The organism is Antrihabitans auranticaus, from assembly GCF_016481275.1.
Lineage (GTDB): Bacteria > Actinomycetota > Actinomycetes > Mycobacteriales > Mycobacteriaceae > Antrihabitans.
Genome location: NZ_JAEMNW010000005.1, coordinates 40,692 through 64,457, shown reverse-complemented (window position 1 = coordinate 64,457; position 23,766 = coordinate 40,692). Strand labels below are relative to the sequence as shown.

The window sequence follows — 23,766 nt, the reverse complement described above, 5'->3', positions numbered from 1 at the left end:
GTGTGCGACTGCAATGATCGCTCCCTCTCCGGTGCTCGATCTGGACGACGTCGATTCGCTCGTAGCAGCGGATTCGAACGGCGCACTTCGTGCTGCCGCACTCGGCGGAGCGCAGGTGCGCGCGACGGCGGCCGCGGTCAACGAAGATGCTCTCGTGCGGCTCGCGGATATGCGTCCGCGCAGTGTCCTTCTGGTGGCGGGTTCGGGCAGGGCATCGCGCGCGGCATCGCTGCTCGTCGCGGCGGTCGGCGGACAGTCCGGTCTACCTGTCCTGCATCTGGGCGAAACCCCGCCGTGGGTCGGACCGCTGGATGTTGTCCTCGTAGCCGGTGACGACGCCGCCGATCCGAAACTCACAGAATCTGTGGATCGCGCACTGCGCAGGGGAGCCGAAGTCGTCATCGCGGCTCCGGACGAGGGGCCGTTGCGGGCCGCAGGTGCCGGTCGGGCGTCGTCACTTCCCCCGCGGGTTCGGGTTCCCGATCACAACACGCTGCTGCGCTACCTCGCGATCGGTGTCGCCGTGCTCACCGCGGTCGACAAGGCGCGCTCGGGTTCGGTCATGCCCGACCTCGATGCGCTCGCCGATGTCCTCGACGCGGAAGCTGCCCGGGACCGTCCGGGTAACGAGGTCTTCCACAACCCCGCAAAGGCGTTGGCCGCCCGAATGCAGAATCGCGATGTCGTTCTCGCCGGTGATGCGTCGGCGACCGCGGAACTTGCCCGCCATGCGTCGGAAGTCCTCCTCCGTTCAGCGGGATCTGTTGCGACAGCCGCGGATCTGGGTGACGTGCTTGCAGCAGCCGGAAAGTTGGCCGGGCCAACGCGGACCGGTGCTGTCGACTACGACCCGTTCTTCCATGACGAACAGCTGGACGGTCCCGCGCCCCGGGATGTGGTCCGTGTGTTCGTGCTGAGCACGGAAGCCGACCGGATGCTCGCCGAACGGCGAATCGCCGCGTTGCCGGATGCACAGTTGGTGACAGTAGACATCGCAGACCTGGAGCAAACCGGGCCTGAAGTGCCGCCGGCCAACCGGTCCAGCAACGGGCTCGAACAGCTGGCGGTCCTCGCGTTGCGGCTGGAGATGGCGGCCGCATACCTGGCGCTTGTCAGCGGACATGGCAGCGTCGGCCGGCACGACACGGAGACTGTCTAGTGCAACTGTTGCAGGGTGCGGTCCGTAACTACGCCTGGGGTTCGAGGACTGCGCTAGCCGAACTGTGCGGGCGCCCAGTGCCTTCCGCCCACCCGGAAGCCGAGCTCTGGCTCGGCGCACATCCCGCCGATCCCGCCAAGCTGATTGCCGACGGCGCCAGCCCGGTTTCGCTGCTGGACGTCCTGACCGCCGACCCAGAGGGGGAGCTGGGTAAGCAGGTCGTCGCGGATTTCGGCAACCGACTGCCGTTTCTACTGAAGGTCCTGGCCGCTGAAGAACCGCTGTCCCTGCAGGCTCATCCGAGCGCGCGCCAGGCCAAGGAGGGTTTTGCGCGAGAGAACCGGGCCCGGGTGCCGCTCGATTCGCCGGTCCGCAACTATCGCGACGACAGCCCCAAGCCGGAGTTGGTCGTCGCCCTCGAGCGCTTCGAAGCGCTTGCGGGTTTCCGGGAACCACGCGAGACGATCGAACTCTTCGAGGCGCTCGCCGTACCGGGCCTACGCAAGTACATCGGCCTGCTTGCCGGGCAACCGGATTCGTCGGGGTTGCGCGCACTGTTCACGACGTGGATCACGCTGCCCGCGCAGGCTCTCGAGTCGTTGTTGCCGCAGGTGGTCGACGGTTGCGTGGACTACCTGGCCGCCAGCCGGGGCCACGGGCGGTTCGCCGCTGAAGCCCGTACGGCCGTCGAGCTGGCCGATACCTACCCCGGCGATGCGGGCGTCCTGGCGTCGTTGCTGTTGAACCGGATCACACTCGAGCCGGGCGAGGGCCTGTTCCTCGACGCGGGCAATTTGCATGCCTACCTACGCGGTGTCGCTGTGGAGGTCATGGCCAACTCCGACAACGTTCTGCGCGGCGGCTTGACGCCCAAACACGTGGACGTGCCCGAGCTCTTGCGCGTCTTGGACTTCGAGCCCGTCAGGGTGCCCAAGCTTGTGGCGAGCGTCGACGGCGAAGGTTCTCGGACCTACGCCACACCCGCCGCGGAATTCGTTCTCACGCGATTCGATCTGCACGAAAGCAATGGGGCGCAGCCTATTTCGGTCGACGGTCCGAGCATCGTGCTGTGTACGAGCGGCACGGCGCACCTGCGTTGCGGCGAGGATTCGCTCGCGCTGGCGCGAGGCGCAGCGGCGTGGATATCGGCGTCCGATCCGGACGTGAGCGTTGCGGCCGTCGACGGGAACGCCGCGGTCTTCTGTGCCTCGGTCGGCGTGCTCGACGTTCGCAACGACACGCAACGCTGATCCGACGACTGCTGGACTTCGATTCATGGTCGGTTCACGAGGACAAATCGCCTAAGGTGGGCAAATCGGCTCGTTGCGCTTCGTTCGCTGGAACAACAACAGGGAGGATGCCACCGTGGCTGGAGGCATAGTCGCGCTGCTCGACGACATCGCTGCTTTGGCTCGGCTCGCCGCCGCCAGCATCGACGATGTCGGCGCCGCGGCAGGTCGGGCAAGCGTCAAGGCAGCTGGTGTGGTCGTCGACGACACAGCGGTGACACCGCGGTACGTTCACGGATTGCGCCCCGAGCGCGAGCTGTCGATCATCGGCCGGATCGCCAAGGGTTCGTTGCGCAACAAGCTGCTGATCATTCTTCCGGCGGCGCTGATCCTCAGCCAGTTCGTGCCGTGGCTGCTGACGCCGATCCTCATGCTCGGCGGTACGTATCTCTGCTACGAAGGCGCCGAGAAGATTTGGGAGAAGGTATCGGGTCACCATCCCGAGGATGCCGGTCCGTCGTCTTCGCAGGGACCCGAGCAGGAGAAGACCGTCGTCGCGGGCGCCGTCCGCACCGACTTCATCCTGTCGGCCGAGATCATGGTGATCGCCTTGAACGAGGTCGCCGACGAGCCGTTCGTGTCGCGCGCGCTCATCTTGATCGTCGTCGCCATCGTGATCACCGTTCTCGTGTACGGCGTAGTCGCGCTCATCGTGAAGATGGACGACATCGGGCTCGCGCTGACCAAACGCGATTCGGCGGGAGCAAAGCGGATCGGTAGCGCGCTCGTTCGAGCGATGCCGAAATTGCTTGCGACTCTGGCGACGGTCGGGATCGTGGCAATGCTGTGGGTCGGCGGGCACATTCTGCTCGTCGGCACCGACGAACTCGGCTGGCACTGGCCGTACGAGGTTGTCCACCACTGGGAGCAAGGGGTCGCCGATGCGGTCTCCAGCGTCGGCAGCGTCCTCGGCTGGATGGTCAACACCGCGGCGTCGGCCGTGATCGGGTTGGTGGTCGGCGCGATCGTCGTCGCGATCATGCACTTCGTGCCGCGCAAGTCCCATTGACCGACTTCGATCTTTTTTGCACCAATCGTGAATCGATCCAACATTTGACGATCTTGGACCTTTAGGCTCGCAACTGTTCCCGAGCAAGGAGGCTGGGCGTGTCTGTCGACGAACCGAACGTCAGTGCATCGAAGAACCCGCTGTTACGGACCAAATCGGTCGAGCAATCGATCGAAGACACAGACGAACCCGACACCAAACTCAAAAAAGACCTGACGGCTTGGGATCTCACGGTCTTCGGCGTCGCGGTCGTCATCGGTGCGGGCATCTTCACGTTGACGGCACGAACCGCCGGCAACGTCGCAGGCCCGTCCGTATCACTGGCGTTCGTTCTCGCTGCGGTGGCCTGCGCCCTCGCTGCACTGTGCTACGCCGAGTTCTCGTCGACGGTTCCGGTTGCCGGCAGCGCGTACACGTATTCGTACGCAACCTTCGGCGAACTTGCCGCCTGGATCATCGGCTGGGACCTGACCCTCGAGTTCGCGCTCGCGGTGTCCGTCGTCGCCAAGGGTTGGTCGTTGTACGTCGGTGAGGTCTTCACGGCATTGCAGGGAACGGTCAACATCGGGTCGCTCGAATTCGACTGGGCCGCAGTGCTGATCATCCTCGTCCTGACGGTGATCATCTCGACCGGCACAAAGCTGTCGTCGCGGGTGTCGGCCGTCGTCGTGGCGATCAAGGTCGGCGTTGTGCTCTTCGTCGTCGTGGTCGGGGCATCGTTCATCAAGACGGAGAACTACTCGCCCTACATTCCGCCCGCGCAGCCGTCGGAAGGCAAAGACGGCATCCACCAGTCGCTGTTCTCGTTCCTGACGGGCGCCGGTGACAGTACCTACGGCTGGTATGGGCTCCTCGCTGCTGCAAGCCTCGTCTTCTTCGCCTTCATCGGCTTCGACGTGGTCGCGACGACCGCCGAGGAGACGAAGAATCCACAGAAAGCGCTGCCGCGCGGGATCTTCGGCTCACTTGCGATCGTCACGGTGCTGTACGTGGCCGTGACGCTCGTACTGACGGGAATGGTGCCCTACACGGATCTGTCGGGAGAGAAGGCGACGCTCGCGACCGCGTTCGCGCTCAACGACGCCGAGTGGGCGCAGAAGATTATCTCCATCGGCGCCCTCGCCGGTCTGACAACCGTCGTCATGGTCCTGTTCCTAGGGCAGACACGCGTTCTGTTCGCAATGTCGCGAGATGGACTTTTGCCGCGGCGCCTGGCTCACACCGGCAAGCACGGAACTCCCGTGCGGATCACAGTCCTCGTCGGCGTCGTCTGTGCCCTCATGGCGGGGTTCCTGCCGATCGGAACGCTCGAAGAGATGGTCAACATCGGCACGTTGTTCGCCTTCGTGCTGGTGTCGATCGGTGTGATCATTCTGCGGCGCACCCGGCCCGATCTGCCCCGTGGCTTCACGGTGCCGCTGGTTCCGTTGCTGCCGATTCTCTCGGTGCTGGCATGCCTGTGGCTGATGGTCAACCTGTCCGTCGAAACGTGGTTGCGATTCCTCGTCTGGATGGCGCTGGGCTTCGTCGTGTACTTCGCGTACGGGCAGCGGCATTCGGTGCTCGGGCAGCGAAATAGGGCCGGATAGCCTTTACAAATATGATGGTTTGTCTAGACACATGACAGGGTTCGACGTATTGTCTACCGCAAAGGTGTTTCACTTCACACCCTGAACGGAGACAAAGTTGTCTACACACGTCGATCCCCAGCGCGCCGAACAGGCGCCAGAGCCGTCCACGTGGCGAGACCATAAGCGCTACATGTGGCTGTGGGGCCTGTTCGCGCCGACGGGTTTGTTCACGATCGGATTACCCCTGATCTGGGCGCCGAACCAGCTCGGCTGGCACACTGCGGCGCAGCTTCCGGTCTGGCTCGGCCCCGTGCTCGTCTACATCCTTATTCCGCTTGCGGACATCTTCTTCGGACCCGACGGTGACAACCCGCCCGACGAGGTCATGGAATACCTCGAAAACGACCGGTACTACCGCTACCTGACCTATCTGTACTTACCGTTCCAGTACGCATCGCTGGTGATGGCGTGCTACCTGATCTCGGCAGACGACCTCAGCTGGCTCGGCTTCGACGGCCACGGATTGAACTGGATCAACAAGGTCGGTCTCGCACTGACGGTCGGCATGATCGCCGGCATCGGCATCAATACAGCGCACGAGCTCGGCCACAAGAAGGTCGACATGGAGCGCTGGCTTTCCCGGATCGCGCTCGCGCAATCCTTCTACGGGCACTTCTACGTCGAGCACAACCGCGGTCACCATGTCCGCGTGGCCACTCCCGAGGATCCCGCCAGCTCGCGTTTCGGCGAGACCTTCTGGGCCTTCTGGCCACGCACGGTATCGGGCAGCTTCAAGTCCGGCTGGAACGTGGAGAAGACCCGTCTGCAGCGGCTCGGCAAGGGACCGTGGACGATCAAGAACGAGGTCCTCAGCGCCTGGCTCATGTCGGTTGCACTCTTCGGTGTGTTGACTGCCATCTTCGGCCTCGAAGTACTGCCGTATCTGCTGCTGCAGGCACTGATCGGTTTCAGCCTGCTCGAGGCGGTGAACTATCTGGAGCACTACGGTCTCGTCCGGCAGAAGCTGGCGAGCGGTCGTTACGAGCGTCCGGCGCCGGAGCACAGTTGGAACAGCGACCACATCGTGACCAACATCTTCCTCTACCACCTGCAGCGCCACAGCGATCATCACGCGTATCCGACGCGTCGCTACCAGACGTTGCGCAGCTGGGACGGTGCCCCGAATCTGCCCAGTGGTTACGCCAGCATGATTCTGATCGCGTACTTCCCGCCGATCTGGCGGAAGGTGATGGACCCGCGGGTGCTTGCGCACTACGACGGCGACATCACGAAAGCAAATATCGATCCGAAGAAGCGCGCGAAGATCCTCGCTCGCTACGGAGTTACCGAGGAGACAACGCGATGAGCTCGTATCGCTGCCCGGTCTGCGACTACGTGTACGACGAGTCGGTCGGTGCCCCCCACGAGGGGTTCCCCGCTGGTACGTCCTGGGATTCGATTCCCGACGACTGGTGCTGTCCCGACTGCGGAGTCCGCGAGAAGGTGGACTTCGAACCGAATTTGACAGGGAGTACGAAATGACCGACTTCAAGCTTTACCAGTGCGCACAGTGCGGGTTCGAGTACGACGAGGCCCTCGGCTGGCCCGACGACGGCATCGAGCCGGGCACCCGCTGGGACGACATTCCCGACGACTGGAGCTGCCCCGACTGCGGCGCCGCCAAGAGCGATTTCTTCATGGTCGAGGTCGAAAGGTCCTGACCGGACCCGCGCGCGGTTGGCGAGTCCAGGGACTCCCTGACCGCGCACAGGTCTGTGTCGGGCCCCGCAAGTTGACTTGCGCGTCCCGCGCGTGAAAACGTCGCCAGCATGACCCAGGGTGCCCCCAGGCTGCCGTACGCGGAAGCGTCGCGTGGTCTGCTGCGGACGACGGTCCTCGACGCGATGCGCGATCTACTCATCGAACGCGACTGGTCGAAGATCACGCTGTCCGACGTCGCAGCGCGCGCGGGTGTCAGCCGGCAGACGCTGTACAACGAATTCGGTTCGCGCACAGGGCTTGCACAGGGCTACGCACTGCGCCTTGCCGATGTCTTCGTCGACCATGTCGACTCCGCGATCTGGGCGAACGAAGGCAACGCGGAAAACGCGCTGCGTGCCGGCCTCACCAATTTCCTCGTCGACGCAGCGTCCGATCCGCTGATCCAATCGCTGCTGACCGGCGAGGTGAAACTCGATCTGCTGCGGCTGATCACACTCGACAGCAAGCCGCTCATCTCCCATGCCTCGACGCGACTCGCCGAGACGTTCGGGCACAGCTGGATCAGGGCAGATCCGTATGAGGCCACGCTGTTCGCGCGCGCGCTCGTGCGAATTGCACTGAGCTACATCTCCAGTCCGCCCGAAAGCGATCGGGATGTCGCAACCGATCTGTCGACGTTGCTGTCGCCGTTCGTGAACGCGATCGTCGCACGGCAGCAGTAGATCTCGGCCGAAGGCCTGGTCGGGCGGAGGCTGCCGTCACCACATGACGGTGGTTGCGGCTAGCCTGTTCGTGGAACTTACCGATCAGGAGAGGCAGATGACGACCTCAGTGGACGCACGAACGCTGGAAGCCGACAATCGCAACGGGATCGACTACAAAGTTGCCGATCTCTCGCTTGCCGAGTTCGGCCGCAAGGAGATTCGGCTCGCCGAGCACGAGATGCCCGGTTTGATGGCTTTGCGTCGCGAATACGCAGATGTGTTGCCGCTCAAGGGCGCTCGCGTATCCGGATCGCTGCACATGACCATTCAGACTGCTGTGCTGATCGAGACGCTCGTCTCGCTGGGTGCCGAGGTGCGCTGGGCGTCGTGCAACATCTTCTCGACCCAGGACCATGCGGCCGCGGCGGTCGTCGTCGGCCCGAACGGCACCGAGGATGCGCCTTCGGGTACCCCGGTCTTCGCCTGGAAGGGCGAGACGCTCGAGGAGTACTGGTGGGCCGCCGAGCAGATGCTGACCTGGCCCGGTGAACCCGCCAACATGATCTTGGACGACGGTGGCGACGCCACCATGCTCGTGCTCCGCGGCGCGCAGTTCGAAAAGGCCGGTGTCGTGCCGCCCGAGGACGACGACCACTCCGCCGAGTACAAGGTCTTCCTCAACTTGCTGCGCGAACGGTTCGAAACCGACAAGACCAAGTGGTCGACGATCGCGGATAGCGTCAAGGGCGTCACCGAAGAGACCACGACCGGTGTGCTGCGCCTGTACCAGTTCGCCGCGTCCGGTGAGCTGAGCTTCCCGGCGATCAACGTGAACGATTCGGTCACCAAGAGCAAGTTCGACAACAAGTACGGCACCCGGCACTCGCTGATCGACGGCATCAACCGTGGCACCGACGTCCTGATCGGTGGCAAAAAGGTGCTGATCTGCGGCTACGGCGACGTCGGTAAGGGCTGTGCTGAGTCGCTGGCAGGCCAGGGTGCGCGCGTCCAGGTCACCGAGGTCGATCCGATCAACGCACTGCAGGCGCTGATGGACGGCTACGACGTCGTGACGGTCGAGCAGGCAATCGGCAACGCGGACATCGTGATCACGTCGACCGGCAACAAGGACATCATCACCTTCGAGCACATGAAGTCGATGAAGCACCAGGCCATCCTCGGCAACATCGGCCACTTCGACGACGAGATCCAGATGGCCAATCTGGAGAGGTCGCCGGAGACGACGCGCCTCAACATCAAGCCGCAGGTGGACCAGTGGACCTTCGCCGACGGCAAGACGATCATCGTGCTGTCCGAAGGCCGACTCCTCAACCTCGGCAACGCGACCGGTCACCCGTCGTTCGTGATGAGCAACAGCTTCTCGAACCAGGTGATCGCGCAGATCGAGCTGTGGACCAAGCCCGACGAGTACGACAACGAGGTCTACCGCCTCCCCAAGCACCTCGACGAAAAGGTCGCGAAGATCCACGTCGAAGCGCTCGGTGGCACGCTCACCAAGCTCACCAAGGAGCAGGCGGAGTACATCGGCGTAGACGTCGACGGACCGTTCAAGCCCGAGCACTACAGGTACTGACCCCCGTGCGCGGTTGGCGAGTCCAGGGACTCCTCGACCGCGCACAGGGCGTCAGCCCAATTTCCAGCAGAGCTTCCACTCGCCGTCTTCTTTTGTCAGGTCTTCCTGACTCGTGTCGGTGCCGTCGAGTTCGTTGCCGAGTCCGGACAGCGTGGTCGTCGAGTTCGCGGTTGCCGTGTCGCCGTCGACCTGAATGTCCTCGATGGCGTCGACGGTGAGCGAGTACTGGCCCACCACGAATGCGTCGAAGTTTCCTGCTGCCACCGAATCCTGAAGGTAGGGCTGCGATTCCGAGCAGAACAACGGGATCGCGGCCTCCATACCTTCGTTTTCGATAGCCGAGTAGGTGGTGTAGATCGCCGCCTCGATCAGGTCCGCGTCGGTCGCGGTCTCCTCTGTGGTGGTGACGACGCCCGACTTCGAGTCGCCCTTACCGCCCGACAGTGCGACGACGGTCGCGATGATTCCGACGACGACCACCAACGCGATGACGATTCCCACGATCGCGCCCGTGCCCAACCCGGATTTCTTCGGCGGTGGACCCGCGTTCGCACCGCTGCCGACGAACTGCTGTGGCCGGTAGGTGTCGCCGTAGGGCGAGCGGGCGGGATTCGGCTGGGACGCGCCGTGTGGTGCCGAAATATGTTGGGGTGCACCGTGTTGCTGCTGGGGCGGCGGCATATGCTGCGTCGGCGGCGCAGTGGACGCTCGGGGTTTCTGCAGTGTGGATCGCGGCGGCGGGGTGGGCCGTGGCGGCGGGGTGTGCTGTTGCGGTGGCGTGTGCTGTTGCGGTGGCGTGTTGTGTTGGGTCCGCACTACCGTGGGCGCCGGCATGCTGCGTCGTTGTTCGAGGACGCTCTTCGCTGTGGCGACGAATTCGCGGCAGGTAGAGAACCGTTCCGCAGGGTCCTTCGCCATGGCGTGCGCAATGACCGCGTCGAGGGCTGCAGGGACCGTGGGGTTGCGCTGCGAGGCCATCGGTGGCGCCGCCGTGAGGTGGGCGTGCATCACCGCGACAGTGCTCTGCCGTTCGAAAGGCACTCTGCCGGTGAGCATTTCGAAAAACGCGCAGCCGAGCGCGTAGATGTCGATGCGGTGATCGATCGTGCGGCCCTCGATGAGCTCCGGCGCGGCGTAGGCGATCGTCGCCAGGAACGAACCCGTGGACGTGAGCGCGGTGCTGTCGTCGAGAGTGCGCGCGATACCGAAGTCGGTGACGTAGACGTGATCGCCGTCGTCATCGGTCGATATCAAGAGGTTCGCCGGTTTGACGTCGCGGTGGAGCAAACCGTGGCGGTGCGCGTAGTCGAGACCCTTCGCGGCTTCGGCGACGATGTTCAATGCGCGGGGGAGCGGAATGCCGTTCGGATTCTGGCTGATCAGTTGTGACGCATCGAAACCGTCGACGAACCGCATCGAGATCCACAACCGGTCGCCTTCGAGGCCGCGGTCGTGGATGGTGACGATGTTCGGATGATCGAGCCGCGACGTCAGTTCCGCTTCGCGTTCGAATCGGGCCCGGAAGGCGCGGTCCACCCCGAGGCCCGCATCCAGGACCTTCAGTGCGTCGCGGCGCGGAAGCCGTGGATGCTTCGCCAGATACACCGCACCCATACCGCCGACGCCGAGCCTGCGCTCGATCACATATCCGGCAAAAGTCGATCCTGGCTCGAGGGCCACCCATTCACCTCCGGGTCGAGCGTGCTGCCGAGGCGCCCCGAGCCGCCCTGGAACAGTTCCTGAATCGCAGCATACCGGGCAGGAACCGCACAGGGCTCAGCTGCAGACCTTCCAGCTGCCGCCTTCCTTGCGCAATTCGGCCATGTCGTCACTTTCGGTGCTTCCGTTCGAGGTTCGCAGCAGCACCGTAGCCGAATCCCCGGAGATATCGACTTTGTCGATCCGCACAATTCGCAGAATTACTTTCGTATCCGCCGCATTCTGTCCGCGGAGTTCTTTTTCGCGGTCCGCGCGACTGCTCGCGCACATCAATTCGAGTGCTTTCGGCCAGCCGTCGTTCGTCAGCGTCTGGGCAAAGTTTCGCACCGCGGATTCGACGACGGCCGAGTCGCTCGGTGCGCTTTCTGCGCCGGGTTTGGCAGCGCTGGTGGCGGCTTGTTTTGTCGGCGTCGAGTCGGCCGCGCCGGCTGCGGCTCGAGCGGTAGCGGACTGCGAGGCGGCGACCGCGTTGCCGGTCGTGTCGTCACCACCGCGCAGGAAGACGAGCGCTACACCGATCGCAGCCACGACCAGCACAACGACGACGGTGGCGACGACAATTCCGGTCCGACTCTTACGAGGCGGCGCAACCGGCGTCTGTGCGCCGTACGGGCCCGAACCGCTGGGTGGGTACGTCATCGCTCGCCCCTGCCTGACATGTTGCTCGCGACTTTACCTGCAGTACTCAGCCGAGCAGGTATGGCTAGCCGCAGAACTTCCAGTCGCCGTCTTCCCTTCGCAGGGAAAAGTTTTCGCTGTCCTCCTCGCCCGCGACCTTGGCCGTGACCTTCGCCGTCGCCCTGTCGCCGGTGACCTTGATATTTTCGATCTTGATGATTTCGACGTCCGGGTCGGGTTCCCGCGTGCGCGTCTGCTCTCGATCCTCGATGTCGGGGCGTAGGTCGTCGCACAGGAGGTCGAGGTTGTCGCCGATCGGTTCGGTGAGGACTTTGTTGAGCACGTTCTCGATCTGTGCCTCGTCGCTGTCGCCGCCACTGCTGTTGCCGACCAGCAGAATTGCGGCGATGATCGCGCCGACGACGACAACGACCGCGATAACCGCGCCGATGATCAGCGGCGTGCGATTGGACCGTTGCGGTGGTTGGTAGAAGCCCTGCTGGTAGGGGTTGGGATTTTGCTGGTGGAGTGGTCCGAACTGCGGACCGTACTGCCCCGGCGGCGGACCGTACTGGCCCGGCGGCGGACCGTACTGGCCCGGCGGCGGACCGTACTGGCCCGGCGGAGGGCCGAATTGTCCTGGTGGCGGACCGTATTGGCCGGGCGGGGGGCCGTACTGCGGACCGTACGGTTGCCCCTCGGTCGGCCGGTATGGATCTTGGCCGGGGAACTGTCCCTCAGGGCCGGGTCCGTTAGGTGGATACGACATACAAACCCCCCGTGCTCGTATCTGGAAACGACTGCTCGAATTACTCAGTGCACCCTAGCGTCAACGCGAGACGCGCGAATCAACCGCACACGAGCCATTCCCCGTCTTCCTTCTTCAGGTCGTGAGCGGTGGTTCGCTCCTCGCCGTCTTTCTCGGCGATGACGTCAGCGCTCGCGGTGTCGCCGTCGATTTCGACGTTGTCGATGCTTTTGAGGTCCGGTGCGTCGAACTCTTCGTTGCTCGAATCGGACTCGATGTCTTCGCGCAGTTCGGTGCACAGATAGCTGAGGGCCTCGTCCGCGGAATCGGCGTCGAAGAGCCCGCGCAGGGCCTGCTCGACCTGTGCCTCGTCGTCACCTGCGCTGTCGTCACCCGCGCTGTCGCCGCCGGCGGTCGAGAGCACGACGGTGATGATTGCGCCGACAATCAGGACGACTCCGATGACCGCGCCGACGATCAGCGCCGTTGGGCGTCGACGCGGTGCGGGGTGAAAGCCTTGCCCATAGGACGGCCCATAGGGCTGCTGACCGTACGGCCCACTCGGCGGGTACGTCATAAATCAACCCCCAAAAGAATCGGTCGGCGCATTCTTTTCAGCGCCGGCGCGCAAGAAAAGCCGGCCGAATACCGGCCCGGCAATTCCGTGACGCGCCCCACGTATCGGAATTACGGGCAGTATTTCCAGCTGCCGCCTTCTTTTACATAGGAGAGCGTGCCTTCGACCGTCTCGCCGTTGTCTTCGACGGTCACATCGGCTTCTGCTGCATCGCCCGAAATAACGATGTTGTCGATTCCGACGAATCGGTAAAGGATGTCTTCGTCATCGGGCCCAGGGGTGTAGGACGAGCAGTACAGGTCGATTGCATCGGCGATCGTCGACTCGACGACTTCACGGGTGATCGCGGTGATCTCGGCTTCGTCGGCACTGGTGTCGCCGCTCGAACTCGTTCGCGTGCCCGGACTGGTGCTCGTGCTCGATCGGTCCGACGTGGTCGTCCGACTGCCGGTGCTGGTTCGCGTTCGTTCCAAACGGGTCGGGCCGGTGCTCTCGTCGCCCTCGCTGCTCGGGGTTCCCGCTTGCGCAGAGGTCGTCGACTTGGCGCCACTGGCACTGTCGTCATCGCTGCCGTTACGACTGATCAGGACGCCGGCGACGATCGCACCCACGAGCAACACGACACCGATCACTGCCGCGAGTATCAGCGGTGTCTTGTTGCGGCGCGGAGGCTGCGGATGTCCCGGACCCTGCGGCGGACCGCCGTACTGTGGCGGACCCCCGAACTGCGGCGGCGGACCGTAGGGCGGGCCGTTCGGGGGACCTGCGGGCGGGCCACTCGGCGGGTACGACATGCAAACTCCCACTCCATCGAATTGTTGGGCTGAGAGTACGCGATCGGCTCTTCCCGCACCCGCCGCATACGGACCTCTATACGATGCGGAACGTGGCGATGCTCATCACGATCGAAGGCGTCGACGGCGCAGGTAAGAACACGCTGTCGCGGGCGCTGGTTCGGGCGTGGGAAGCCCAGGGTGCCGACGTCGTACGCATGGGTTTTCCGCGTTACGGTGAATCCATCCACGCCGACCTGGCCGCCGAGGCGCTGCACGGTGCGCACGGGGATCTCGCGCAGAGTGTGTACGCCATGGCGGCGATGTTCGCGCTCGATCGCCACGACGCCGCGCGGGACTTGCAGCGATTGATCAATCGGCACGATGTCGTTCTCCTCGATCGATACGTTGCGTCGAACGCGGCCTATAGTGCGGCGCGACTGGCGCAGCCTGCCGACGGCGAGGTCGTCGAGTGGGTGCGGGCGCTCGAAATCGACCGGTTCGCGATCCCGCAACCGCAGGTCCAGGTCTTGCTGGCTGTGCCTGTCGACCTCGCGGCGCAGCGCGCGAAGACCCGTGAACAGGAGGACTCGAGCCGGGAGCGGGACTCCTACGAGCGCGACGAGAACCTGCAAAGACGGACCGCGCAGGTGTACGAGGGCCTCGCGGCAATGTCCTGGGTTTCACCGTGGCGGGTCGTCGACAGTGCGGTCGATCCGGTTCAACTCGCCGCACTACTCGTCAATCAGCGGAGTGACCAGCAGGAAGTGACACCATAGAGACATGAAACCAAGGATTCTTGTTGTCGATGACGACACGGCTCTCGCGGAGATGCTCACCATCGTCCTTCGCGGTGAGGGCTTCGAGCCGTTCGTGGTCGGTGACGGCACCCAGGCCCTCACTGCTGTGCGCGAGACTCGACCGGACCTCGTGCTGCTGGACCTGATGCTGCCGGGCATGAACGGCATCGACGTATGCCGCGTGCTGCGTGCAGATTCCGGCGTTCCGATCGTCATGTTGACGGCCAAGACGGACACCGTCGACGTCGTCCTCGGCCTGGAGTCCGGTGCCGACGACTACATCATGAAGCCCTTCAAGCCGAAGGAGCTCGTCGCTCGTGTGCGCGCTCGCCTGCGCCGCACGGAGGAAGAGCCTGCCGAGCTGCTGAGCATTGCCGACGTCGTGATCGACGTGCCGGCGCACAAGGTCAGCCGTGGCGATCAGCTGCTTTCGCTGACGCCGCTCGAATTCGACCTGCTCGTTGCGCTCGCGCGCAAGCCTCGCCAGGTGTTCACTCGCGAGGTGCTGCTCGAACAGGTCTGGGGCTACCGCCACGCTGCGGACACGCGTCTTGTGAACGTCCACGTCCAGCGGCTGCGCGCCAAGGTCGAAAAGGATCCTGAAGTTCCCGAGGTCGTACTGACTGTGCGGGGGGTCGGCTACAAAGCCGGACCACCGTGATCAATTTCCCCCGCACTCGGCGGCGGATCGACAGAACACTCGCTCCGCTGCTTCGGTGGTTCCAGTCTCTTTCGAATTCACTGGGCCACGCATGGCGGCGCTCGTTGCAATTGCGCGTCGTCGTATCGACTCTCACGCTGTCCTTGATCGTTATCACCATCCTCGGGGTGGTCCTCACCAGTCAGATCACAGACCGACTGCTGGAAGCCAAGATCAGTGCTGCCGTCGAAGAGATGGACCGCGCGCGCAATACGGTTCAGGCTCAGCTCGCGGGTGCCGACGAAGGCAGCACCTTGCGGTCGCGGCTGGAGTCTGCGCGCGCCGCATTGACGAACCGCGACGGTGACGCCAGTCAGGCGGCAGGCGCAGCAGGCACGTTCGATTCGGTTCTGATCGTCCCCGGTGACGGTTCTCGCGAGCCGACGTTCAGCGGTCCGGCGAGCCAGATTCCTGACGCGCTGCGCAGGTTCGTGCAGCAGGGCCAGATCAGCTATCAGTTCGCGACGGTCTCGGATCCGGACAGCTATCACGGTCCCGCACTCATCGTGGGCAGCCCGACGGCGTCCGACATCTCCACCCTCGAGATCTACCTCGTGTTCCCGCTGGCAAGCGAGGAGCGCAGCCTCGCGCTCGTGCGCGGCACGATGCTGATCGGCGGCGCTGTTTTGCTGGTGTTGCTGGCCGCGATCTCGATGCTGGTTGCACGCCAGGTCGTGCTGCCGATCCGGTCCGCGTCGCGGATCGCCGCGCGCTTCGCCGACGGCAGGCTCAAAGAGCGCATGCCGGTCCGCGGCGAGGACGACATGGCCCGGCTCGCGATGTCGTTCAACGAGATGGCCGAAAGCCTGTCGAAACAGATCACCCAGCTCGAAGAGTTCGGCAATCTGCAGCGCCGCTTCACCTCCGACGTCAGCCACGAACTACGCACGCCGCTGACCACGGTCCGCATGGCCGCCGACCTTATTCACGACGGCAGCGACGAACTCGATCCAGCGCTACGCAGATCGTCCGAACTGCTCGTCACAGAGCTCGACCGCTTCGAAGCGCTCCTCAACGACCTGCTCGAGATCAGTCGGCACGACGCCGGCGTTGCCGACCTTGCAGGCGAACAACTCGACCTGCGCATGTGCGTGCGCGCCGCGGTCGCGACCGTGCGTCACCTCGCGCGCGATTCGGGCACCGAGCTCGTCATCGACGTGCCGGAGACGCCTGTCATCGCGGAGGTCGACCCGCGTCGTGTCGAGCGAATTCTGCGGAACCTGCTTGCCAACGCGATCGACCACGGCGAGGGCAGGCCGGTCCTCATCCGCCTGCGCGGGAACGAGGACGCGGCCGCGATCATCGTTCGCGATCAGGGCATCGGTCTGCGACCGGGCGAAGAGAAACTGGTCTTCAACCGCTTCTGGCGTTCGGACCCTTCGCGAGTGCGACGGTCGGGCGGCACCGGGCTCGGCCTTGCGATCAGCGTCGAGGACGCGCACCTGCACGACGGCAAGTTGGAGGCCTGGGGAGAGGTCGGGCAGGGCTCCTGTTTCCGGCTGACCGTGCCACTCGTGCGGGGAACGAAAGTCACCGGCAGTCCGCTGCCGTTGCGGCCGACGGCCCGCAAGCAGATCCAGGGCAGACCGATCGACGAGGCAAGCACTCAGGACCCGACCCACCTCATCGCTGTTCCCGATCTGTCGACGGCGGACTCGGCGGGTGGGTCCGGTAAACAAGCCGGCAGGCCGGCCAAGGGCGAGCCGCCACGCGGTTCCAGTTGAGCATGGCCGCCGCCGGAATTCGATCGCGAGGAGTTACACGTTCAATGCAGACAGGGCTGCGGCATCACAGGGGTTTCCGGGACGGCGGTCGCGCACGTGCGGGAATTCTCGTCGCATCGCTAGCCGCGCTGGCAGTTCTGCTGACGGCGTGCGCAAGCCTGCCGGATTCGTCGACACCCGAGGCGATCGGCACGATCGGACAGGCACCCGTCGAGTCCACCGCGGCACCGCCACAGCCGGGTCAGGAGCCCGACCTCCTGCTGCGCAATTTCTTCGAGGCGAGCACTGTGCCCACGAACCGGCACGCCACCGCGCGCCAGTATCTGACCGAGGACCGCGCAAGGTCGTGGGACGACGCGGCGTCGACGGTGATCGTCGAGAAGGTCGACCTCCTGATCGATTCGCGTACCGAAGACACAGCCAGTTACACGGTTCGCGCTACGCGGGTCGGGCAACTGGCGTCGGGCAGCATGTACGAGCCGCAGGAGGGTGCGTACGAGGCGAAGGTCCGCTTCGAGAAGGTCAACGGCGAATGGCGGATCGCCGAGATACCCGACGGCGTCATGCTCGATCGGCCGCAGTTCGTGAAGGCCTACAAGAACGTTGCGCTGTATTTCCTCGATCCGACCGGTAACAAGGTCGTTCCCGACCTGCGCTGGATTTCCGCGGCACCCGATCAGATCGCCGGGCAGCTGGTCAATCTGCTCGTGGGTGGTCCGAAACCGGCGCTGCGTGGCGCGGTGACGAATCGGCTCGGTGCCGAAGTCTCGCTACGCAGTCCGCTGACGAAGGCCGACGGTCGAAGCACGTCGGTGGGCGTCGGGTTGGGCGGCGTGCGCGCGGATTTTCAGGGCATCTCGGCCGGACTCAGCGACCAGGAGCGCAAACAGCTTGCGGCGCAGGTTATCTGGACACTGGCGAGTGCCGAAGTCCCGGGGCCGTACGTGCTGCTCGCCGATGACAAACCGTTGGACGAAAAGTATCCGCAGGGCTGGACCACCGGGGACGTCGCCGAGTTCAACCCGCTTTCGGACCCGGGTGCCGACATCGGCTTGCATGCTCTTCGCGACGGTTCCCTGGTCGCAGTCGAGGACAACGGGGTCACTCCGGCGCCGGGCTACTTCGGTGTCGCGCGCAATCTGCGCTCCATCGGTCTGTCCACGGACGGAAACTTCATCGCTGCGGTGGTCGATTCCGGCCGGCCTGCTCCCGAACCGCCCCTGAATCTCATCGTCGGCACCTACAACGACGGTTCCTCACCATTCGCGGTCGACGTGGGGACGACGATCTCGCGCCCGTCCTGGGCGCCCGACGACGGTTCGGCGTGGGCAGTGATCGACGAGTCGCGCGTGATCAGAGCCGTAGCCAGGACCGGCGAGGTGTCGCGCGAGGAAGTCGATGCTTCTGCGATCACCGCGCTGGGAAAGATCACCGAGTTGCGGTTGTCGCGCGATGGCGTGCGCGCGGCGTTGATCGTGGACGGCAAGGTCTTCATCGCAGTCGTCGTACGGCAGCCGGACGGCGCGTACGTACTGACCAATCCGCGTCAGGTCGCGCTCGGCCTCGGCGAACCCGACGCAATCTCGCTCGATTGGGCAAGTGGGTCGGAGGTGGTCGTGGCGCGGTCGGCAGCGGATGTGCCCGTCATTCGCGTGAACACCGATGGATCCCGGCTCGACGTGCTGCCGATTCGCAATCTCAGCACCCCGGTGACCTCGGTCGAAGCCTCGCCGACGACCGAATACGTGACCGACGCGCGGGCGGTCTTCCAACTCGACAACAACGACCCGCCCTCGGACCGGTACTGGCGCGAAGTGCCTGGCCTCTCGGGGATCAGGGCGATTCCGGTCCTCCCTGGCTGAGCGGCAACCACTCGGCCACGCGTTTTTGTCGGTACCTTCCCCGACACTGATCGGCATGCAGAGCCTCCTCGATCTGATCCTGCCGCTGGAGTGCGGTGGGTGCGGCGCGGCCGGTTCCAACTGGTGCGCCAAGTGTCGCGAGGCTCTGGCCGCGGAGCCGATGCGGCTCGCGCCGCGTAGTCCGGTCGGCGTGGCGTGCTGGGCCCTCGGCAACTATTCCGGGCCACATCGCCGCGCGGTGATCTCCGCCAAGGAACGGGGCCGCCGCGATCTCGCGGAGCCGCTCGGAATGGCGCTCGCGGCAGCCCTGGGGTGGTTGCGGGCGGCGGGGGAGTTGGACCCGCCCGAGCTGGCACCGCTGATTCTCGTACCGGCTCCCACACGAGCGCGCGCGGCACGCGTCCGCGGTGGTGATCCGGTGTTTCGGGCGGTGACCGAGGCGGCGCGGTTCGTGCCGCGATGCCGGGTCGCCGGAGTGCTCGTCGCTGGCCGTGGAGTCAAGGATTCGGTCGGTCTCTCGGTGCAGCAGCGACAGCAGAATCTGGTCGGTCGAGTTCATGTCGTGGTCCCGCACACCATCCCGCTCGGCGCCGACGTCGTTCTCGTCGACGATGTGTTGACGACGGGATCCACCGCCCGCGAGTCGGTCGGTGTTCTGGCTACGGCGGGTGTAAAAGTGACGGCCGCGCTCGTTGTGGCGTCGGCATAACGTCGGCGGCGCGCCGAAAAAGCGAAATTTGCGTGAACACTGGCACAGCGCTCCAGGACGGACTACCGTCGCGAACACACCGAAAGACACAGGTGGGAGGTGGTGCCCCGGACTCTGGTGCCGAGCGGTTCCCCACTCGGCGCGATCCAAGTTCGCTGTGCTCACCGGCGCAGCCGTATTCGGGAGGTACGCGTGACGACCGCTTCACAATCCTCGATCTTCGACGAAAACATCACCGACTCGGCAACCTCGGAAGGCAGTTCGCATGCCGACGTCGTGGTCAAGGGCCGCAACGTCGAAGTACCCGACCATTTCCGAATCTATGTGTCCGAGAAGCTGTCTCGGCTCGAGCGATTCGATCCGTCGATCTACCTGTTCGACGTCGAACTCTTTCACGAACGCAATCGCCGACAACGCAAGAATTGCCAGAGGGTCGAAATCACAGCTCGGGGCAAAGGCCCCGTCGTACGCGCTGAAGCGTGCGCAGACAGTTTCTATGCCGCATTGGAATCAGTGACGGCCAAGCTCGAGAACCGCCTTCGCCGGACAAAGGACCGTAGGAAGGTCCACTACGGAGAGAAGACGCCGGTCTCGGTCGCGCAGGCAACTGCATCACTTGCGCAGATCAACGAGGTAGCAAAGAACGCCGAAATATCGCAGAACCAAGAACCGGAGACGCCCGACGAAGGGCCCGGTCGTATCGTCCGCACGAAGAACCACTCGGCGGCACCGATGAGTGTCGACGACGCGCTCTACCAGATGGAACTCGTCGGACACGACTTCTTCCTTTTCCACGACGCGGCCAGTGATCGGCCATCTGTCGTCTACCGGCGACATGCCTTCGACTACGGGCTCATCCGCCTCGCGTAGCCAACGTCACGCTGACTAGAAAAGGACCAGTCCCGGACTTTGGGCTGGTCCTTTTCACTGCGTTCGGCGACCGGTGACGACCCGCGACGACGGAAGCACTTACTCGGTACTCACGCAGAGCGCATACCATGGGATGCGCTCGGGGCGAATGCCCCATGTTCCCGTTCGCTCGGGAGCCCTAACTTGCCGGACGACGATTGAGGACGAAACTAACCGTGCCGACGCTGACACTTTCGAGGCTGCTACGTATTGGTGAGGGTCGCACGGTCAAGCGGCTTGCACATCTTGCCAACGAGGTGACGGCACTCGGGCCCGAGATGGAGAAGCTCACCGACGAACAACTGCGCGGCAAGACCGCGGAGTTCCGCCAGCGCCACGAGAAGGGTGAGACGCTCGACGAGCTGTTGCTCGAAGCGTTCGCGGTGGCGCGGGAAGCGTCCTGGCGCGTGCTGTCGCAGAAGCACTTCGACGTGCAGGTGATGGGCGGTGCCGCACTGCACATCGGAAACATCGCGGAGATGAAGACCGGTGAGGGCAAGACGCTCACCTGCGTGCTGCCCGCCTACCTCAACGCGATCGGCGGCGACGGCGTCCACGTCGTGACGGTCAACGACTACCTGGCCAAACGCGACTCCGAGTGGATGGGCCGCGTGCACCGCTATCTCGGCCTGAACGTCGGCGTGATCCTGTCGGGACTCACGCCGGCCGAGCGTCGCGCCGCCTACGCTGCCGACATCACGTACGGCACGAACAACGAGTTCGGCTTCGACTACCTGCGTGACAACATGACGCACTCGCTCGAAGATCTCGTGCAGCGCGGCCACAACTTCGCCATCGTCGACGAGGTCGACTCGATCCTCATCGACGAGGCGCGGACGCCGCTGATCATTTCGGGGCCGGCCGACTCGGCGAGCAAGTGGTACGCCGAATTCGCCCGTATCGCACCGCTTCTCAAGCGTGACGTGCACTACGAGGTCGACATCAAGAAGCGCACCATCGGTGTGCACGAGCAGGGCGTCGAGTTCGTCGAGGATCAGCTCGGGATCGACAACCTCTACGAGGCGGCGAACTCGCCCCTGGTCAGCTACCTGAACAACTCGATCAAGGTGAAAGAGCTCTACCAGCGCGACAAGGACTACATCGTCCGCAACGGCGAGGTCATCATCGTCGACGAGTTCACCGGCCGCATCCTGGTCGGTCGCCGGTACAACGAGGGTCTGCACCAGGCGATCGAGGCCAAGGAAAAGGTCGAGATCAAGCCTGAGAACCAGACGCTGGCAACGATCACGCTGCAGAACTACTTCCGCCTCTACGAGAAGCTCTCCGGCATGACCGGTACGGCGCAGACCGAAGCCGCCGAACTGCACCAGATCTACGGGCTCGGCGTGGTCCCGATTCCGACGAACAAGCCGATGATCCGCGCGGACCAGTCCGACTTGATCTACAAGACGGAGGAAGCGAAGTTCGCGGCCGTCGTCGACGATATTCAGGAGAAGAACGAGAAGGGTCAGCCGGTCCTGATCGGTACGACCAGCGTCGAGCGGTCGGAGTACCTGTCGAAGCAGCTGACCAAGCGCGGGATCGCGCACAGCGTGCTCAACGCCAAGTTCCACGAGCAGGAAGCGACGATCATCGCGGAGGCCGGTCGTGCCGGTGCGGTTACGGTCGCGACGAACATGGCGGGTCGTGGTACCGACGTCGTGCTCGGCGGAAACCCGGACATCCTCGCCGACCTCGCACTGCGCAAGGAGGGCCTCGACCCCGTCGAGACTGCCGACGAGTACCAGGAAGCCTGGGATCACACGCTCGAGAAGGTGAAATCGCAGGTCGCCGAGGATGCGAAAAAGGTCCGCGATGCCGGTGGCCTCTATGTGCTCGGCACCGAGCGCCACGAATCGCGCCGGATCGACAACCAGCTGCGCGGTCGTTCCGGCCGCCAGGGAGACCCGGGCGAATCGCGTTTCTACCTGTCGCTCGGTGACGAGCTCATGCGCCGCTTCAACGGCGCCGCGCTCGAATCGATCATGACGAGGCTCAACCTGCCCGACGATGTTCCGATCGAGGCGAAGATGGTCTCCAAGGCCATCAAGAGCGCGCAGACGCAGGTCGAGCAACAGAACTTCGAGATCCGCAAGAATGTTCTGAAGTACGACGAAGTGATGAACCAGCAGCGCAAGGTCATCTACGAAGAGCGGCGCCAGATCCTCGAGGGCCAGGACATGGAAGGCCAGGTCGAGGGCATGATCACCGACGTGGTGACCGCCTACGTCGACGGCGCGACCGCAGAGGGCTACGTCGAGGACTGGGATCTCGCACAGCTGTGGACCGCGCTGAAGACGCTGTACCCGATCAGCCTCGACCACAAGGAGCTGACCGGCGAGCAGGAGGTCGGCGAAGCCGGCGACCTCACACGTGACGAACTGCGTGAGGCGATTCTGGCTGACGCGCACGCTGCTTATGGCAAGCGCGAGAAGGAAATCGACGCGATCGCGGGCGAAGGCGGTATGCGCAACCTGGAACGCCAGGTGTTGATGTCGGTGCTCGACCGCAAATGGCGCGAGCATCTCTACGAGATGGATTACCTCAAAGAGGGCATCGGTCTGCGCGCTATGGCGCAGCGCGATCCGCTGGTCGAGTATCAGCGCGAAGGCTTCGACATGTTCACGGCGATGCTCGACGGTTTGAAGGAAGAGTCGGTCGGCTTCCTGTTCAACCTGCAGGTCGAGGTTGCACAGCCCGCGCCCCCGCCAACCGTCGCAGTCGGGCAGGGCTTGCGCTCGCCGGTCGGTGCGACGAAGACCGCGCCGAAGCCGCTGCCGACGCAGGAGGCCGCTGCCGAGCGTGCCAAGGCGGCGCCGAGCGCATTGAAGGCGAAGGGGCTGTCCGAGGAGGAGCCGAAGGGCCTGACCTACTCGGGCCCGGCCGAAGACGGTTCGCGTTCGGTGAAGCGTGCCGCACCGGCCGAGACCGAGGACAACGAAGGTTTGTCACGCCGCGAGCGCCGAGAGGCGGCTCGGCAGCAGGCGAAGCCGACCGGTCGCCCGCCGAAATCGAAGAGAAGGCGCTAGCCTCCGTGCGCGGTGGACGAGTCCAGGACTCGTCAACCGCGCACAGGGTTTCACCCCACTTGCAACGACGAGACTCGCCAGCCGCCGCCGCGTCCGTCCGGCGACAACCGGCCCGCTAGCGCGAATACCCGCGGACCCCGGGTGTAGGTACCGAACACTTCGATATTCGAGTCGTTGATCCGCTGGATGCGGACGGGCCCGAGCAATGCGGCGCCGAGGCTCCGCGAAGGTACCGGCGTCGCCGATACCGACCGCAGTGTGTCGATCACCGCTTGATCGAGAACCGCCCGTAGTTGGTTCGGCGTGCGGCGGTGGTCGAGGACTTCCAGCACGAGCCGCAATGCGCGTTCGGCAAATCGATGTGCGCCCGCATCCGGTTCGGTTGCGCGTCCGATCGTGGCCGCCGATCGCCCGTCGTGCGGCGACCGCCGCACCGTCCGGATCACGGTCCGACAGGGCGACGCGGCCGGCGTGTGTTGCCCGCGCAACGGTGGCTCGCAATGTGGCGGCCGGGACAGGAACGCTCTTGCTCGATTCATTTCTTCCCCCA

Annotated in this window: 22 protein-coding genes; 16 read left to right on the top strand and 6 right to left on the bottom strand. The window is 64.5% G+C overall.

Annotation, left to right across the window (positions count from 1 at the left end; genetic code table 11):
• Positions 1 to 13: 13 nt before the first annotated feature.
• The 9 genes from JGU72_RS21790 (at position 14) to ahcY (ending at position 9,048) form a co-directional block, all read left to right on the top strand.
• Positions 14 to 1,159 carry a tobH protein gene (locus JGU72_RS21790; RefSeq protein WP_199686190.1) on the top strand — a complete coding sequence of 382 codons (1,146 nt, stop codon included), beginning with the start codon at positions 14 to 16 and terminating at the stop codon, positions 1,157 to 1,159.
• A complete protein-coding gene (gene manA / locus JGU72_RS21785) occupies positions 1,159 to 2,409 on the top strand; it encodes a mannose-6-phosphate isomerase, class I (protein WP_199686189.1) in 1,251 nt (416 codons plus the stop codon). Before JGU72_RS21790 ends, manA begins: the two co-directional genes overlap by 1 nt.
• 115 nt (positions 2,410 to 2,524) lie before the next feature.
• A complete protein-coding gene (locus JGU72_RS21780; RefSeq protein WP_199686188.1) occupies positions 2,525 to 3,457 on the top strand; it encodes a DUF808 domain-containing protein in 933 nt (310 codons plus the stop codon).
• 98 nt (positions 3,458 to 3,555) lie between these two features.
• The gene (locus tag JGU72_RS21775; protein WP_199686187.1) at positions 3,556 to 5,046 is read left to right on the top strand and encodes an amino acid permease; all 1,491 of its coding nucleotides are present in this window, start codon (positions 3,556 to 3,558) and stop codon (positions 5,044 to 5,046) included.
• Positions 5,047 to 5,218: 172 nt separating this feature from the next.
• The gene (locus tag JGU72_RS21770; RefSeq protein ID WP_199686393.1) at positions 5,219 to 6,394 is read left to right on the top strand and encodes an alkane 1-monooxygenase; all 1,176 of its coding nucleotides are present in this window, start codon (positions 5,219 to 5,221) and stop codon (positions 6,392 to 6,394) included.
• Complete coding sequence (locus tag JGU72_RS21765) at positions 6,391 to 6,570, top strand: rubredoxin (RefSeq protein WP_199686186.1); 180 nt, start codon at positions 6,391 to 6,393, stop codon at positions 6,568 to 6,570. Before JGU72_RS21770 ends, JGU72_RS21765 begins: the two co-directional genes overlap by 4 nt.
• Complete coding sequence (locus JGU72_RS21760; RefSeq protein ID WP_199686185.1) at positions 6,567 to 6,749, top strand: rubredoxin; 183 nt, start codon at positions 6,567 to 6,569, stop codon at positions 6,747 to 6,749. Before JGU72_RS21765 ends, JGU72_RS21760 begins: the two co-directional genes overlap by 4 nt.
• A gap of 108 nt (positions 6,750 to 6,857) precedes the next feature.
• Positions 6,858 to 7,472 (top strand): TetR/AcrR family transcriptional regulator, encoded by a 615-nt coding sequence (locus JGU72_RS21755; protein ID WP_199686184.1) that lies wholly within the window; start codon positions 6,858 to 6,860, stop codon positions 7,470 to 7,472.
• Positions 7,473 to 7,569: 97 nt separating this feature from the next.
• Positions 7,570 to 9,048, top strand: a complete 1,479-nt coding sequence (gene ahcY, locus JGU72_RS21750; RefSeq protein WP_199686183.1) for an adenosylhomocysteinase — start codon at positions 7,570 to 7,572, stop codon at positions 9,046 to 9,048.
• Positions 9,049 to 9,099: 51 nt separating this feature from the next.
• On the opposite strand, the gene JGU72_RS21745 is transcribed toward ahcY, so the two are convergent.
• The 5 genes from JGU72_RS21745 to JGU72_RS21725 form a co-directional block, all read right to left on the bottom strand.
• Entirely contained in the window at positions 9,100 to 10,728 is a 1,629-nt protein-coding gene (locus tag JGU72_RS21745) for a serine/threonine-protein kinase (RefSeq protein ID WP_307828552.1), read from the bottom strand.
• 96 nt (positions 10,729 to 10,824) lie between these two features.
• Positions 10,825 to 11,406, bottom strand: coding sequence for an Rv0361 family membrane protein (locus tag JGU72_RS21740; RefSeq protein ID WP_199686182.1), 582 nt, complete (start codon positions 11,404 to 11,406; stop codon positions 10,825 to 10,827).
• Between the two features lie 64 nt (positions 11,407 to 11,470).
• Positions 11,471 to 12,154, bottom strand: coding sequence for an Rv0361 family membrane protein (locus JGU72_RS21735; protein WP_199686181.1), 684 nt, complete (start codon positions 12,152 to 12,154; stop codon positions 11,471 to 11,473).
• A gap of 79 nt (positions 12,155 to 12,233) precedes the next feature.
• Complete coding sequence (locus tag JGU72_RS21730; RefSeq protein ID WP_199686180.1) at positions 12,234 to 12,710, bottom strand: Rv0361 family membrane protein; 477 nt, start codon at positions 12,708 to 12,710, stop codon at positions 12,234 to 12,236.
• 110 nt (positions 12,711 to 12,820) lie between these two features.
• Positions 12,821 to 13,504, bottom strand: a complete 684-nt coding sequence (locus JGU72_RS21725) for a flagellar basal body-associated FliL family protein (RefSeq protein ID WP_199686179.1) — start codon at positions 13,502 to 13,504, stop codon at positions 12,821 to 12,823.
• A gap of 98 nt (positions 13,505 to 13,602) precedes the next feature.
• Between JGU72_RS21725 and JGU72_RS21720 the strand changes: the two genes are divergently transcribed.
• From JGU72_RS21720 to secA, 7 genes are all read left to right on the top strand, one after another.
• Positions 13,603 to 14,262 carry a dTMP kinase gene (locus tag JGU72_RS21720; protein WP_199686391.1) on the top strand — a complete coding sequence of 220 codons (660 nt, stop codon included), beginning with the start codon at positions 13,603 to 13,605 and terminating at the stop codon, positions 14,260 to 14,262.
• A 4-nt stretch (positions 14,263 to 14,266) separates the two neighbouring features.
• Complete coding sequence (gene mtrA, locus JGU72_RS21715; protein WP_199686178.1) at positions 14,267 to 14,944, top strand: MtrAB system response regulator MtrA; 678 nt, start codon at positions 14,267 to 14,269, stop codon at positions 14,942 to 14,944.
• The gene (mtrB, locus tag JGU72_RS21710; RefSeq protein ID WP_199686177.1) at positions 14,941 to 16,707 is read left to right on the top strand and encodes an MtrAB system histidine kinase MtrB; all 1,767 of its coding nucleotides are present in this window, start codon (positions 14,941 to 14,943) and stop codon (positions 16,705 to 16,707) included. The genes mtrA and mtrB overlap by 4 nt, the downstream gene beginning before the upstream one ends.
• 44 nt (positions 16,708 to 16,751) lie before the next feature.
• On the top strand, positions 16,752 to 18,569 hold the full coding sequence (gene lpqB, locus JGU72_RS21705; protein WP_199686176.1) for an MtrAB system accessory lipoprotein LpqB: 1,818 nt from the start codon (positions 16,752 to 16,754) through the stop codon (positions 18,567 to 18,569).
• 55 nt (positions 18,570 to 18,624) lie between these two features.
• On the top strand, positions 18,625 to 19,278 hold the full coding sequence (locus tag JGU72_RS21700) for a ComF family protein (protein ID WP_199686175.1): 654 nt from the start codon (positions 18,625 to 18,627) through the stop codon (positions 19,276 to 19,278).
• A gap of 192 nt (positions 19,279 to 19,470) precedes the next feature.
• On the top strand, positions 19,471 to 20,148 hold the full coding sequence (hpf, locus tag JGU72_RS21695; protein ID WP_199686174.1) for a ribosome hibernation-promoting factor, HPF/YfiA family: 678 nt from the start codon (positions 19,471 to 19,473) through the stop codon (positions 20,146 to 20,148).
• 215 nt (positions 20,149 to 20,363) lie between these two features.
• The gene (gene secA / locus JGU72_RS21690) at positions 20,364 to 23,216 is read left to right on the top strand and encodes a preprotein translocase subunit SecA (RefSeq protein ID WP_199686173.1); all 2,853 of its coding nucleotides are present in this window, start codon (positions 20,364 to 20,366) and stop codon (positions 23,214 to 23,216) included.
• Between the two features lie 50 nt (positions 23,217 to 23,266).
• Here secA and JGU72_RS21685 read toward each other — a convergent pair whose 3' ends face one another.
• Positions 23,267 to 23,755 (bottom strand): Rv3235 family protein, encoded by a 489-nt coding sequence (locus JGU72_RS21685; RefSeq protein ID WP_199686172.1) that lies wholly within the window; start codon positions 23,753 to 23,755, stop codon positions 23,267 to 23,269.
• Positions 23,756 to 23,766 lie beyond the last annotated feature (11 nt).